The organism is Vibrio sp. 10N.261.51.F11, from assembly GCF_041471665.1.
Classification (GTDB): Bacteria; Pseudomonadota; Gammaproteobacteria; order Enterobacterales; family Vibrionaceae; genus Vibrio; species Vibrio crassostreae_C.
This window is the reverse complement of the sequence record NZ_JBFROW010000040.1, coordinates 1-14,427: the sequence shown is the minus strand read 5'-3', so window position 1 is coordinate 14,427 and position 14,427 is coordinate 1. Positions and strand designations below refer to the sequence as shown.

The 14,427-nt window shown below is 44.8% G+C and carries 9 protein-coding genes; 6 read left to right on the top strand and 3 right to left on the bottom strand.

From position 1 onward, the window contains the following. Positions 1 to 75 precede the first annotated feature (75 nt). The 3 genes from AB4351_RS14375 to AB4351_RS14365 all read left to right on the top strand — a co-directional run bounded on the left by AB4351_RS14375 (position 76) and on the right by AB4351_RS14365 (position 5,397). Positions 76 to 1,212, top strand: coding sequence for an efflux RND transporter periplasmic adaptor subunit (locus tag AB4351_RS14375; RefSeq protein WP_372126370.1), 1,137 nt, complete (start codon positions 76 to 78; stop codon positions 1,210 to 1,212). Between the two features lie 11 nt (positions 1,213 to 1,223). Beyond that, positions 1,224 to 4,376, top strand: a complete 3,153-nt coding sequence (locus AB4351_RS14370) for an efflux RND transporter permease subunit (RefSeq protein ID WP_372126369.1) — start codon at positions 1,224 to 1,226, stop codon at positions 4,374 to 4,376. A gap of 334 nt (positions 4,377 to 4,710) precedes the next feature. Beyond that, complete coding sequence (locus AB4351_RS14365; RefSeq protein ID WP_017059493.1) at positions 4,711 to 5,397, top strand: MaoC family dehydratase; 687 nt, start codon at positions 4,711 to 4,713, stop codon at positions 5,395 to 5,397. Between the two features lie 76 nt (positions 5,398 to 5,473). On the opposite strand, the gene AB4351_RS14360 is transcribed toward AB4351_RS14365, so the two are convergent. Then, positions 5,474 to 6,289, bottom strand: coding sequence for a phosphate ABC transporter substrate-binding protein (locus AB4351_RS14360; protein ID WP_017064361.1), 816 nt, complete (start codon positions 6,287 to 6,289; stop codon positions 5,474 to 5,476). A 264-nt stretch (positions 6,290 to 6,553) separates the two neighbouring features. Between AB4351_RS14360 and AB4351_RS14355 the strand changes: the two genes are divergently transcribed. Beyond that, positions 6,554 to 6,916, top strand: a complete 363-nt coding sequence (locus AB4351_RS14355) for a DUF3024 domain-containing protein (protein WP_017059495.1) — start codon at positions 6,554 to 6,556, stop codon at positions 6,914 to 6,916. A gap of 184 nt (positions 6,917 to 7,100) precedes the next feature. Here the strand turns inward: AB4351_RS14355 and AB4351_RS14350 are convergent, their stop codons facing one another. Together AB4351_RS14350 and rnb are read right to left on the bottom strand one after the other, a co-directional pair. Further along, positions 7,101 to 7,931 carry an AraC family transcriptional regulator gene (locus AB4351_RS14350; protein ID WP_017064362.1) on the bottom strand — a complete coding sequence of 277 codons (831 nt, stop codon included), beginning with the start codon at positions 7,929 to 7,931 and terminating at the stop codon, positions 7,101 to 7,103. A 173-nt stretch (positions 7,932 to 8,104) separates the two neighbouring features. Beyond that, positions 8,105 to 10,111: an exoribonuclease II gene (gene rnb, locus AB4351_RS14345; protein ID WP_372082799.1), complete on the bottom strand. Its 2,007-nt coding sequence runs from the start codon at positions 10,109 to 10,111 to the stop codon at positions 8,105 to 8,107. A 309-nt stretch (positions 10,112 to 10,420) separates the two neighbouring features. Here rnb and AB4351_RS14340 point away from each other — a divergent pair, with 309 nt between their 5' ends. Next, the gene (locus AB4351_RS14340) at positions 10,421 to 12,490 is read left to right on the top strand and encodes a DEAD/DEAH box helicase (protein ID WP_080582207.1); all 2,070 of its coding nucleotides are present in this window, start codon (positions 10,421 to 10,423) and stop codon (positions 12,488 to 12,490) included. A 743-nt stretch (positions 12,491 to 13,233) separates the two neighbouring features. Further along, a complete protein-coding gene (locus tag AB4351_RS14335) occupies positions 13,234 to 14,427 on the top strand; it encodes an acetate/propionate family kinase (RefSeq protein ID WP_372055964.1) in 1,194 nt (397 codons plus the stop codon).

Genomic DNA, 14,427 nt, shown 5'->3' with positions numbered 1-14,427 from the left:
ATTCCTCGGACATTTGAAGCAATTGTGTTACGTAACTTTTATGCTGTTCAATTTCTCATAAGTGACGGTATAACCATGCGTAAAAAGTTAATCCTTACGGCTCTTGCAAGCTCTCTTATTCTTGCTGGATGTGGGCAAGATGCTCAGAATGCCAAGCAAGCGCCTTTACCTCTCGTAGCTGTACAGGATGTTAGCGTCGTTTCTCACCAACAAAGTAAGTCGTACATCGGTCGTATTGAAGCCGTTGAAGACACGGCAATTACTGCACAAGTTTCTGGCTACCTGCAAAGCCGCCATTTCAAAGAAGGCCAAATGGTTGAAAAGGGTCAATTGCTTTATTCGATTGAACCTTCTTCGTTTGAAGCCGAAGTAGCAAGCGCAAAAGCGTCTGTTGCTCAAGCGAACGCGAACCTTAAAAAAGCTGAGCTTGATTTTAATCGTGGTAAAAACCTACTTCCGAAAGGCAGTATCTCTCAATCTGAATTCGATGCATTAACCGCAAACTTGTTAGGTTCTCAAGCACAGCTTGAAGCAAGCCAAGCACAGCTTAATGCTGCGAATGTTCAGCTTTCTCATACCAAAATCATCGCGCCTTTCTCTGGCCGTATTAGCGATACCAAAGTGAGCACGGGTGATCTGGTTTCGCCGTCTTCAGGTGTACTGACGACTTTGGTTAGCCTAGACCCAATCCACGCATCGTTCAGCATCAGTGAGCGAGAGCGTATTGAGCTGGGTATGGACCGCATCGAAGGCGATGGCAGCAGCGACTCTGCAGGTGTTGAAGTTCAGATCATGCTTGAGAACGGTGAAGCGTTCGAACATCTAGGTCAGCTTGACTTCTTGGGCAACCGTATCAACCTAAACACTGGTACGATCGCGATGCGCGCTATTGCTGATAACCCAGACCAGCAATTGCTTCCTGGTCAGCACGTTCGTGTTGATCTGCGTGAGAAGCAATCTATTGATGTCGTAACCATTCCTCGCCGCGCGGTTCAAACCGACCTTGAAGGCGACTTTGTTATGGTGTTAGTTGAAGGCGAAGCTGCTCCTGTGGCTGAGCGTAGAAACATCGAAATGGGTCGTCAGGTTGAAGGTGGTGTGATTGTTCATTCCGGTCTGGAGAAGAATGACACAGTGATCACTCAAGGCTTACAGCGTGTTCGCAATGGTATGTCTGTTCGCATTCAAGCTTCTGCTGAACAAGCTGAGTAAGGGGCGTAGTTATGTTGAGTCGTTTCTTTATTCAAAGGCCTAAGTTTGCCCTTGTAATATCCATAATCTTAACGCTGGCGGGTGCGATTTCTCTCGCTATCTTGCCAGTGGCGGAATATCCAAAAATCAGCCCGCCTTCTGTAAGTGTTACCGCATTCTACACAGGTGCAAGTGCTGAAGTAGTAGAACAGGCGATAGCCGACCCCATAGAAACGTCGGTTAACGGCGTTGAAGATATGATCTACATGTCTTCTAAAAGCGCTAACGATGGTTCATACAACCTTAATGTGACCTTTGATGTTGGTACTGACCCAGATATGGCTCAGGTCAACGTTCAGAACCGAGTTGCTCAAATCGAATCGAAGCTTCCGCAAGAAGTTCGAATGGTGGGTGTCACCGTTAAAAAGCGTTCACCAGACCTTTTGATGGTATTGAACTTCTATTCGCCAAACGGTGAGTACAACGACCAATTCCTGATCAACTACGTTAACCTAAACATTAAAGACCAACTGGCTCGTGTGAAGGGCATCAGTGAAGTTAACGTGTTGGGTGGTGGTGAATACGCGATGCGTGTTTGGTTAGATCCTGAGAAAATGGCTAACCTCAATATCACCACTTCAGACGTGAATCGCGCGTTGGCAGAGCAGAACGTTCAAGTTGCTGCAGGCCGTATTGGTGCTGCACCTTATAACAACGCACAAGAAGTGCAGTTCAACTTGGTAACAAAAGGCCGATTAGAAACAGCTGATGAGTTTGAAAATGTTGTTCTTCGTGCAACTCAAGACGGTTCAACGGTTTACTTAAAAGACATTGCACGTGTTGAGCTTGGTAAAAAGTTCTACGACGGTAATGGTAAATACCGTGGTCAAGATGCGTCGATCGTAACGCTGTCACTTCAATCAGACGCTAACGCGCTGGAAAGTGGCAAAGCTGTGATGGCGATGCTGGAAAACTTAAGCAAGAACTTCCCAGAAGGCGTGGCGTATGAAGCAAGTTACGACACTACACTGTTTGTTGCTGAGTCGATCAAAGGGGTAGTAAAGACCTTAATCGAAGCCATCTTGCTGGTTATTGCGGTAACGTACCTGTTCTTGGGTAGTGCGCGTGCAACCTTGATTCCTGTAGTTGCGATTCCGGTATCTTTGATTGGTACGTTTGCCATCATGCAGATGACGGGTTTCACCATCAACACGGTAACCCTGTTTGGTTTGATACTAGCGATTGGTATCGTAGTAGATGATGCGATCTTGGTTATCGAGAACGTTGATACCACAATGGCTAAAGACCCAACCATTTCACCGCGTAAAGCCACGCTTATTGCGATGAAAGAAGTAACGGGGCCGATCATTACGTCGACCTTGGTTCTACTTGCGGTATTCATCCCTGTTGCAATGCTTCCTGGTATTACTGGCATCATGTACCGTCAGTTCGCTCTGACTATCTGTATCGCGGTTGTTATCTCTTCAATTAACGCATTAACGCTATCACCTGCATTGTGTTCACTGGTTCTTAAGCAGGGTGGTGGTAACACGGCGCGTTGGTACCAAGCATTTAACCGTGGTCTAGAGTCTGTTACTAACAAATACGGTCAAGTGGCTGGCTTCTTAGTTAAGAAAGGCGTTCTGCTGTTCACTTTCTTCTTTGTGGCTTTGGCGGCTGTGACTTATTTTGCGAAGACAACGTCTACGGCGTTTGTACCTCAAGAAGATAAAGGCATTTTGCTGGTTAACGTTCAGCTTCCTGACGCGGCATCCTTGTCTCGAACCGAAGAAGTGACTAAGCAGCTGCTTGAAATGGTTGAACAAGAGCCGGGTGTTGATGGCGTAACACTGGTTAACGGCTACGCATTTATGACGGGCGCTTCTGCGTCGAATGGTGCGTCAATGTTCATCAAGCTTCACGATTGGGACATGCGTAATGCACTGGATGGTCAACACTCTGCTCAGGCTATCTCACAGCGTATTAATGGTCGTGCTGCGACTGAACTTCCTCAAGCTGTCGTGTTTGCGATGGGGCCTCCTGCAGTTCCGGGCATGGGGGCCGCGTCTGGTTTCGAGTTTGTACTTGAAGATACGCTAGGCCGAAGCCGTACTGATCTTGCTATGGTGATGAATGACGTGATAGCTGAGGCGAGCAAACAGCCTGAGATTTCACACACATTCAGTACTTTCCGTGCGAACGTACCGCACTACTATGTCGACATTGACCGTGAGAAAGCGCAGCAACTTGGTATTCCGTTGTCGGAAATCTTCCAAACACTACAAGGTAACTTAGGTTCTCTGTACGTGAATGATTTCACCATGTTTGGTAAAAACTTCCGCGTAACCATGCAAGCTGACAGTGAACACCGTAGCAGCATGGATGACCTACAACGATTCCACGTTCGTTCGTCTAATGGCGAGATGATCCCGTTAAGCACATTGGTGACTTACGACCAGATCTTCGAACCAGATGTAGCATGGCGTTACAACATGTACCGCAGTGCCGTGATTCAAGGTCAACCTGCAGAAGGTTACTCTAGTGGTGATGCGATTGCGGCAATGGAACGCGTAGCTGCAGAAGTATTGCCTCAGGGGTATCAGTACGAATGGACAGGCATGGCTTACCAAGAAGTACTAGCAGGTAACCAAGCGATCTTTGCTTTCGCACTGGCTCTGATCTTCATCTACCTGTTTATGGTGGCTCAATACGAGAGTTGGACAATTCCGATTGCGATTATCCTCGTGGTACCTGTCGCAACCTTAGGCTCCTTCTTGGCATTGAATCTAACGGGCACTCCGCTGAACCTTTATGCACAAATAGGTTTGGTTCTCTTGATAGCCTTGGCCGCGAAGAACGCAATCTTGATTGTGGAATTCGCAAAGGTTGAGCGTGAAGAGAAAGACGCACCGATTGAAGATGCGGCGGTGAAGGGCGGTACTTTACGTTTCCGTGCTGTGAACATGACGTCTTGGTCGTTCATCTTAGGTATCTTCCCGCTTATCTTTGCTGCGGGCGCAGGTCACGTGAGTCAGAACTCTTTGGGTATTTCACTGATCGGCGGCCTGTTATGTGTGTTACTGGCGGGTACGTTCCTAATCCCTGGCTTCTACGCATTCGTGCAACGTAAGCGTGAGAAAGCACACGGTGGTAATACCAAGCTGGTTCCGCTTGATGACGAATAGGGGATTGAGTGTCTTGTAAGATTCGTCTCTTACAAGACCAACCCTCGGAAAACTAATTCCTTGTAAAAACTAAGGTTTAGCATTGCGCTAAGCCTTTTTTTATTCCACTTATGAATAAAAACGCCTTTTATATAAACAAATGTTTGTCATGTGATAGAGCTAACACTCTAATTTGGGTTTTGTAATAAAATGATGTTTTATTGGTAAGTATATGTTTAATATGATTTTAACAAGGTTCAGCTAACGGTTGTATGCTCGAAAACATTTGCACAATAGTGTGAAGTGTTTCAAAATTACGAAGTTATATTGAAATTTTTTGTGCATTGAGGTTCTTATGAAAGTCATTGATTTATTTAAACACCGAGGCGATAGCATGTCTTCGCAACACTCAGAGTTTATGCAATGGATGTCTCCAGCTCTTAGAGATTACTGGGGCGACTTTCTTAATCGTACGCAAAATAGCCATTTCTTTGCGTGGGTTCGTGATCACCACAAACCTGCTGTCAATGAAGATGCACCAGAGATGCCGGTGGAACAGCCGATCGTACTTAAGCCAGAAGCACAACTTGTGTTTGATGAGCTTAATCAACAGATCGGTGAAGTCATCCATACTGGCGACTGGATCAATGTAAGTCAAGACCGTATTAACCAGTTCGGCCTTGTTACTGAAGATATGCAGTGGATTCACACTGAGCCTGAAAAAGCGGAAACAGACTCTCCGTTCAAAACAACCATCGCACATGGTTTTTTAACTTTATCTCTGCTTCCTCGATTGACTGACAGTGTTGACCCTGACAAGTCTCAATTCCCAACAGCGAAGATGGTCGTAAACATTGGTCTTAACCAAGTACGTTTCCCATACCCTGTTAAATCGGGCAGTAATGTTCGTGCTAAAAGTACGCTAACAAAAGTAACGCCAATTAAGAAAGGCCTAGAGATTGAACGCGAAATTCGCGTCGAAATCGAAGGTATTCGTCGTCCTGGCGCTGTGATCGTTTCAGTGATTCAACTTCACTTCTAAACGAACCATATAGATTCCAAAAAAAAGAGAGAGCTTAATGCTCTCTCTTTTTTTTCATAAGATAAAACTCACTCACTTATTTAATGCGAGTGTAGCCGTACTCTTCGATAAGGTCTTGCCCTTGCTTTGACTTCACGAACTTGATGAAGTCTTTGCTCTCGTCAGAAACTGAGTCTGTCTTGTGCAGCAACAAGAATGGGCGAGCCAATTCATAGCTGTGGTTAGCAATGTTCTTAGATGTTGGCTCTACGCCTTCAAATGTAATTGCTTTAATCGAACGGTCGATTGAACCAACAGAGATAAAACCAATCGCGTGTGGGTTATGGTTAACAATCGTTTTAACCATGCTGTTGCTGTTTACAACCAAGTTATTTGGGTTGATGTCAGACACTAGACGGTCATTAATGATCTTCGTTAAACCAAGCAAGCTTTCGAAGCTATAGCGTGAGCCAGAAGACGCTTCGCGAGTGACAACTGCGATAGGCTGATCTGCGCCACCCACAGCTTTCCAGTTCGTAATTTTGCCTTTGTAGATATCGAACAGCTGCTCACGTGTAACGTTGCTTACAGCGTTTGAGCGGTTAGTTACTACAGCTAGGCCGTCAAAGGCAATTGGAAATACCTTCAACTTCTCGTCTTGTTCGCGGTCGGTTAAATAACGCGAGCTCATACCGATGTCAGAGACACCTTTATTAACCATGGTAATACCTGCTGTAGAACCAATGCCCTGAACCGCAATATAGTTATCAGGGTGAGTCTTGTTGTACTCCTCAGCTAATACATCCATCACTCGTGATACTGAAGTGGAGCCCGAAATAGTGGTTTCTTGTGCTAAAGCAGCATGAGAAGACAGGGCTAAGGATAAAAGAGAGGCAAGCGCGACTCGTAACATAAACAACTCCTAGTTAATAACATTTGTCGCATATGATAGGTCGGTTATATGACACTTTTGTGAAATTCCATACTCTCGATGTATAGCTGTTCGCTTGATGAGTCGTAGCTTTCTGGGTTTCCGAAAGCAAGATTCGTTTCTGGGAGCAGGGCAGGTATTTTGATTACGCTTGTTCGCTAAAATGTTTGTTGAGTCCTAAGCTAAGTAGAGGAATTCACTACTTAGAAGTTTCTATGAAGTTTCTATGAAGTTACAAGGGGTGTTATGTCCGTCATTCATATCGAGCTGAATCGTCTTTTAATTGGGGCCGAGAGGCTCTGTACTTCTCGAAATCGAAGTTTACCTGTCGAGCTAGGCAAATCCCTATATGAAGAGTGTGAGGGTGGTGTGCTGTTTTCTCAGGCGCATTATCTACTCGACTCATCTCACAGTGATTATACAAACGAGATCGTCTGCGTGACTTTTGATGAGTCGCTGTCTTGTTGGTTAGTGATGGTGCCGCTTGAAGGGGATGTCGAAACCGACTCTGTGAATTGGGGGCCGTATCCGTACCTTCCTAAATCGAAGGATCTTGATGCTATTTTGGCGGAAATAGAAAAAGACCCTAAATCGTACTTCTGGTCATAGTCACTCTGTTTTCACGTTTGCTGGTGGCCTGCTCGCAAAGCTGAATCAATGAGTATCAAAACTCAACCACTGAATCCCAAAGCCAAATCATCTCATCCCACACCCAAGTGGCTTAATATTGAAGCCACTTGGTTTACACCAGTTCCCAACTAAGACGTCCACATCAATCTATCGCTTTGTTTCTTTAAACTTGCGGCTTTACGCTCTGCAGTTGTGCTTGTGCCACTAGCGATCGGAAGTCTTTTGGTGTTTTTCCGTGATACGTTTTAAAGGCCGTGCTGAAGTGAGCGGCACTTTTAAAGCCTGACTCATACGCGATTTGAGTGATCGACTTATCCGATGTTCTTAGCTGAGTGGCTGCATGAGCAATACGTTTTATCTTTAATAAGTTTGAGAACGACAGATCTTCAGCCGATAAGCGACGTTTAAGCGTAGCCGGTGACATTCCCATGTAACTGGCGAGCGTATCCAAAGAGATATTGTTTTCAATGTTTTGCTCGATGTAATGAATGACTCTTTGGGTCACGGTTAACCTTGAAGCTCGAGCAATAATAGCCAATAGAGCTGGGTACTGTTCCACCATCAAAGACAGCAAACTTAAGCCTAATTGAGTGAGTGCGTAGTCATTCTGAGAAGAAGAGTTGGCCAGTGACATGATGAGATCTTTCAACTGACAGAGCTCAGTATCCGTTTGATTGAACTTAATGTACTTGTCTGGGATTCGAGCGGACTCTAAATCGCTGAACTGATTAATGAACTTTTGAAAGATAGCCAAATCAAAATCTAAGCAGGTTGCGCTGAATTCGCCATTTTCAGTGTTAACCGTGATGTCTTTAATCTGACCAGAATTGTAAAGGGTGAAATCTCCCGCTTGCAACGAGGCTTGAGTACCATTGGGCAACACAAAAGAAATGCTGCCTTTCGACACTATAAAGATACCGTTTTTAGAGGCAGGATAACGTTCTCGTCTCCTGGGAATGAAGTTTCTGAACTGAGTAACTGTGATTGATGACATAGTGAGCTTCTTTGACGTTGTAAATTGATTGCTTATTGATTGTTTTTTTTAAGTATTGTTTAAGCATGAGACATTTACAAAAAAGGCGCTAATAATTAGCGCCTTTAGAAGTGAACCTTTGAAGCTTTTGACCTTGATAGCTTTGACCTTGAAAGCTGTAGCTGTTAAAGCCTTTAAGCTTCGGTTTCGTTTGTCGTTTCAGGCTCGCTAGGCAAGTCCGCAAATACTTGAGTAGGTTTTGCTACTAAGTTACGGTTTTCCTGATTAACTTCAGAGAGAACTACTTCTAAAACGTCTCCCAGTTTGTATACCATTTCTTTATCGATAGATACAGTACCCATATCACCGTTGCACTCTATTCTTTCTTTATTATTAAGAATGAGAGATCCAGGGATAAATGCAGCAGCACCATTTTCAAGTAAACGTACACGCATACCTGCACGGTTAATATCGAAAATCTCAGCTTGGAAACGAGTTTCTTCTGCTGGAGCATTGGCTAGAGTGCGAGCATACAACCAATCGCCAACATTACGCTCAGCCATGCCGTGGTGACGGCGGTGCAGGGCAAGTTCATCACCGATAGTTTCATCTGGTGTTTGAATTGGCGCTTTACCTAAGATGTGTGCTTTAAGCATACGGTGGTTAATCATGTCGCCATATTTACGAATTGGAGAAGTCCAAGTTGCGTAAATATCTAATCCCATCGCGTAGTGCGGTGCAGGCTCATTGCTGATCTCGCTATACGCTTGGAATTTACGAATACGGTTGTCGTAGTAGCTGTTATCTAAAGAACCTAACCAACGACGTAGAGTAGCAAAACCTTCTAGAGAAATGATTTGCTCTTCAGTGAACGGCGTTTCCGCTTGCGGGTTTACCAGTTCAAGAACGTCGGAGATTTTCTCAGCCTTGAAACCAGAATGGCAGTTAAACACACCTTGGTTGAAGCTCTCTTTTAGTACTCGGCCCGCACAGATGTTCGCGCTGATCATTGATTCTTCAACCAGCTTGTTTGCGCTACGACGCATGTCAGCGTGGATAGCGACAACATCGTTATCTTCGCTCAGTTCAAAGCGGTAGTCAGGGCGATCTGGGAACACAACAGCGTTTGCTGAGCGCCATGCTGAACGTGCTTGAGCAAATTGGTGAAGATCAGAAACAATTGCAGCAATCTCTTCTGATGGTTGCCATTTCTCTGATGCACCTGTTTCTAGCCAGTCTGATACGTTGTCGTAAGCAAGACGAGCATGAGATTTGATGTTTGCAGCGAAGAAGTTAATGTCATCACCGATAACGCCATCTTTAGATACCGTTACTGTGCAGCAAAGTGCAGGACGAACTTCGTTCTCGATCAGTGAACATAGGTTGTCAGCAAGATCACGAGGCAACATTGGGATGTTGCGACCAGGAAGGTAGATAGTGAAACCGCGCTCGCGTGCCACTTTATCCATCGCATCATCTGGAGAGATGTAAGCCGTTGGATCAGCAATTGCGATAGTCAGTTCAAAATCACCGTTCTCTTTTTTCTTCGCGTAAAGCGCGTCATCCATATCTTTTGTGCTTTCGCCATCGATAGTCACAAAAGGGACGTGCGTCATGTCTACACGTTCAAGATCGGCGTCATCGTTGATTAGCCAGTTGTCGATGCCTTCAGGCTCGCTGTTTGGTAGATCGTTTTGTGCCAGCGTTACCCACCAAGGTGCGATCTTGTCGTCAGCGTCTGTGATTTTTTCAGAGATTTGAGCCAAGAATCCGTTGTCACCTTTTAACGGGTGTTGAATGATATGAGCAACAACCCAGTCGCCTTCTTTTAGCGTTTCAGGGTTTAGCCCCTTTTTTGCTTTCGCTTTAAGTTGCAGCTTTTTCAGTTGTGGGTGATCTGGAACAACGTTCAAACGACCTTTAAACAACTTCACTCGTGCAATAAAACGAGTAAGGCCTTGTTCAATCAATTCCTCAGGCTCTGCTACTTCGCGATCTTTCTCGGTGCGAATGATGGCAATCACCTTGTCACCGTGCACACATTTCTTCATGTACGGAGGCGGGATAAAGAAGCTTGTTTTGCTATCAACTTCGAGAAAACCAAACCCTTTTTCAGTGGCTTTGATTGTACCTTCCTTTTTAGGGAGGGTTTCTTGGATTTGCTGTTTGAGTTGAGCGAGTAGAGGATTATCTTGAAACATTTTGACTTTTATCTATCGAGGACAATTGAGCACACTATAATCATTGCGAGGCTTGATTACTACTTAAAGGCGAAGTGAGCGTTAATTAATTGCCCTCTTATTTAACTAGGTCAATTTGCTAGGAGATGGGTGCTGTGACGAGATATTCATCAAGTTTTGACGATATGATAACCAGTATTGATGTAAAAGCGAAAAATATGTGATGTATTTCAATTTTTTCTGGATTTTTTTATGCATTTAGGGAATAATCCGCCTCCCTTAGACGTCCCTAATGGCTTGAAGTGTTTTATTACTGCTTCGTAACTCTGAATGGAATCAGTATCTGATTGGATCAGTATTGGAATTGATAGAGCTCCCGGGACCTTTTGTTTACTTATATATAGTGGGATCCCAATGTCCGAATCTGTAATTCAATTTAATGAATTAGCCCTAAACGATAACATTCTTTCAGCTCTTGATAGCATGGGTTTCGTTTCTCCGACTCCAATCCAAGCAGCAGCTATTCCTCTTCTTCTTGAAGGCCGTGACGCACTAGGTAAAGCACAGACTGGTACTGGTAAAACAGCAGCATTCTCTCTGCCTTTACTTAACAAAATCAACCTGAACCAACACAAACCACAAGCAATCATCATGGCTCCTACTCGTGAGCTAGCGATTCAAGTTGCTGCGGAAATCAAAAACCTTGGCCGTGATATCAAAGGTCTTAAAGTTATTGAAATCTACGGTGGTGCTTCAATTGTTGACCAAATGCGTGCTCTAAGCCGCGGTGCTCACATTGTTGTTGGTACTCCAGGTCGTGTTAAAGACTTACTAACTCGTGACCGTCTACACCTAGATGAAGCACACACATTTGTTCTTGATGAAGCAGATGAAATGCTGAAAATGGGCTTCGTAGATGACGTTACTTGGATCCTAGAGCAAGCTCCAGAATCTGCACAACGTGTACTTTTCTCTGCAACTATGCCTCCAATGGTTAAGACTATTGTTGACCGTTACCTACGTAACCCGGCTAAAGTTGACGTTGCTGGTACTAACCACACAGTTGATAAAGTAGCGCAGAACTTCTGGGTTGTTAAAGGCGTAGAAAAAGACGAAGCAATGTCTCGTCTTCTAGAAACCGAAGAAACTGACGCGTCAATCGTATTCGTACGTACTCGTCAAGACACTGAGCGTCTAGCTGATTGGCTATCTGCACGTGGCTTCAAAGCTGCTGCACTGCACGGTGATATTCCTCAGTCTCTACGTGAGCGTACTGTTGATCACATCAAACAAGGTGTTATCGACATCCTAGTTGCAACTGACGTTGTAGCTCGTGGTCTTGATGTTCCACGTATCACTCACGTATTCAACTACGACATCCCATTCGATGTTGAATCTTACATCCACCGTATTGGTCGTACTGGCCGTGCTGGACGTAAAGGTAAAGCGATCCTACTAGTTCGCACTAACCAAATTCGCATGCTTCGCACAATCGAGCGCGTAACTAAGTCTCAAATGGAAGAAATTCAACTTCCTCTACGTGACCAAGTTGCTGCTGCACGTGTTGCTAAGCTTGGCGCTGAACTTGAAACTGAGAAAGAAAGCAAAGCACTAGAAAACTTTGCAGGTCTTATCTCTACTCTTCAAGAGTCTCTAGAAGTTGATGCTGCTACTCTAGCTGCAATGCTTCTTAAGCGTCAGCAAGGTAAGAGCCCACTATTCTACGTTGGCGAAGACCCAATGATCGCTGCTATTGAGCGTGATAAGAACCGTCGCAAAGAGCGTCGTGAAGATCGTGACAACGGCCGTGACGGTGGTGGTCGCAACTTCAATACTCAAGATTGGGATACTTACCAACTACAAGTTGGCCGTGAGCAAGGCGTTCAGGTTAAAGACATCGTTGGCGCACTAGCAAACGAACTTGGCCTAACTAAAGGTTCTATCGGTGCTATCAAGCTAGACCAAGGTTCTACTTACGTTCAACTGCCAAAAGCAATGAACTCTGAAACTGCTGGTAAGCTAAGCAAACTTCGCATTCGTCAAAAAGAAGCTGGCGCTGTAGTTGTTGATTTCAATGACTTCCGTGAGCCTCGTCGTGGCGGCGGCGGTCGTGATGGCAACCGTGGTGGCAACCGTGGCGGTCGTGATGGTGGCGGCTACCGTGGTAACCGTGAAGGCGGCAACCGCGAAGGTGGTAACCGTGAAGGCGGTCGTGGTGGATACCGTGGCAACCGTGATGGTGCTCGCGATGGTAACTCTGCTGGCGGACGTGATGGCGAACGTCGTTTCGACCGTAACCGTGGTGGCGATCACCGTGGTAACTTCCGTGGCGAACGTGGCCATGGTAACGGCAATGGCGGTGGTAACCGTGGTCGTCGTCCAGAGCGCAACGAAGGTTAATCAACCTGTCGCTTAGACGCTTTAGGTCTAGACACTGAATTTAAAAGCCGAGCGTAATGCTCGGCTTTTTTGTGCCTGCTATTTGAACTTAAGCTTTGGTTGGCTCGATATTCGTAGCTAACTTACTTTAATCAAGCTTCGTTCCTGTAACTATGCTTCGTCCATGAAACTAAGCATCGCGCCTAGAACGAATGTTAGTGCCAAAACTTAGCTGTATCGCGTTCTAAGCCTATACCAAAAGAACGTGCTACAAGATGCTGAAACAAAGAGTGAAGGCTATCTAAGCGTCGTTACAGTGCATCTATTCGCAGAGTTGTGCTCGAAGGCAATCAAAATAAGATCAGATCACTATTCTCAACTTCAGTGAGCTTTTTGATGCAAACACTGAGCAATTGAGAAATCGAGCAAAAAGTTATCGGTAATGATAAGCAGACGAAAGGGAAGGGTGGTTGTTTTTCAAGCGGATCACCTGCATTTGTTCGAGTCGCTTTAATTAACTGAATCAAGTTAAAAATAACGTGAGCACTCGTTTGCGTCACCTGTTCATTAATTTTCTTATTCAACTATTTTTTAATTTCGCTCTCGAAATAAATAATTTAATGACCAAGATCAACTTAATTGTGTTCATTTAGTGATTTTTTCAAAACAAAAGTTGAAAGATTCAAAAATTATTGAATAATGGACTTAACTAAAATTGAAGTAAACACTTCATCCAATTCGTACTGAAACAGGATCCATATCCAATGTCTAATTCGTTTGTTCTGGTTATTAACTCGGGTAGTTCATCCCTAAAATTTGCTGTAATCGATTCTGTTTCTGGTGAAGCAGTATTAAGTGGCCTAGGGGAGTGTTTTGGTCTTGAAGATGCTCGTATGAGCTGGAAATATCAAGGCGAGAAAACTGAAATTGCCATTCAAGGCGAAGATAACCACCACAAAATTGCCATTGGCAAATTGGTTGGCCTGATGGAAGATCTAGGCTTCACTGCTGATATCGTGGCTATCGGTCACCGTATCGTTCACGGTGGTGAGAAGTTCACTCAAACCGTTCGTATTACTGAAGAAGTAACGAACGAAATTGAAAGCCTATCTGACCTAGCTCCACTTCATAACCCTGCAGGTGCTGTCGGCATTCGTGCTGCGATTGAAGCTTTCCCTTCTCTACCTCAATTTGCTGTATTTGATACGGCTTTCCACCAAACAATGCCACAACGTGCATTCACTGGTGCAATCGCAAAAGAGCTATACACAGACTTCGGCGTACGTCGTTACGGTTTCCACGGTACGAGCCACTACTTCGTTAGCCGTGAAGCTGCGAAGATGGTTAACAAGCCTATCGAAAAATCTAGCTTTATCTCTGTTCACCTAGGTAATGGCGCATCTGTATGTGCAATCAAAGACGGTAACAGTGTTGATACTTCAATGGGCTTCACACCACTTTCTGGCCTAATGATGGGCACACGTTGTGGTGACCTAGACCCAGGCATCATCGAATACCTACTTAAGAAAGGCTGGTCACAAGAGCAAGTATTTAACTCTCTAAACAAGGAGTCTGGCTTCCTTGGCGTGTCTGGTCTTACGAGCGATGCTCGTGGCATCTTAGAAGCAATGGAAGAGGGCCATGAAGGCGCTAAGCTTGCGTTTGAGGTGTTTACTTACCGCGTATCAAAATACATTGCTTCTTACCTTGCAACGCTAGATTCTTTAGACGGCATCATCTTCACTGGTGGTATCGGTGAGAACTCTCTACCAATTCGTCGTGAGATCTTAAACAACCTTAAGATTCTAGGTTTCGTTGAAGATGTAGCAGGTAACGAATCTGCTCGCTTTGGTGCTGAAGGCATCATCGGTAAGTCTGAAATGCTAAACGCATTAGCAATGGTTATCCCAACCAACGAAGAATTCGTGATTGCTCAACAGTCGGTAGAACTACTGTAA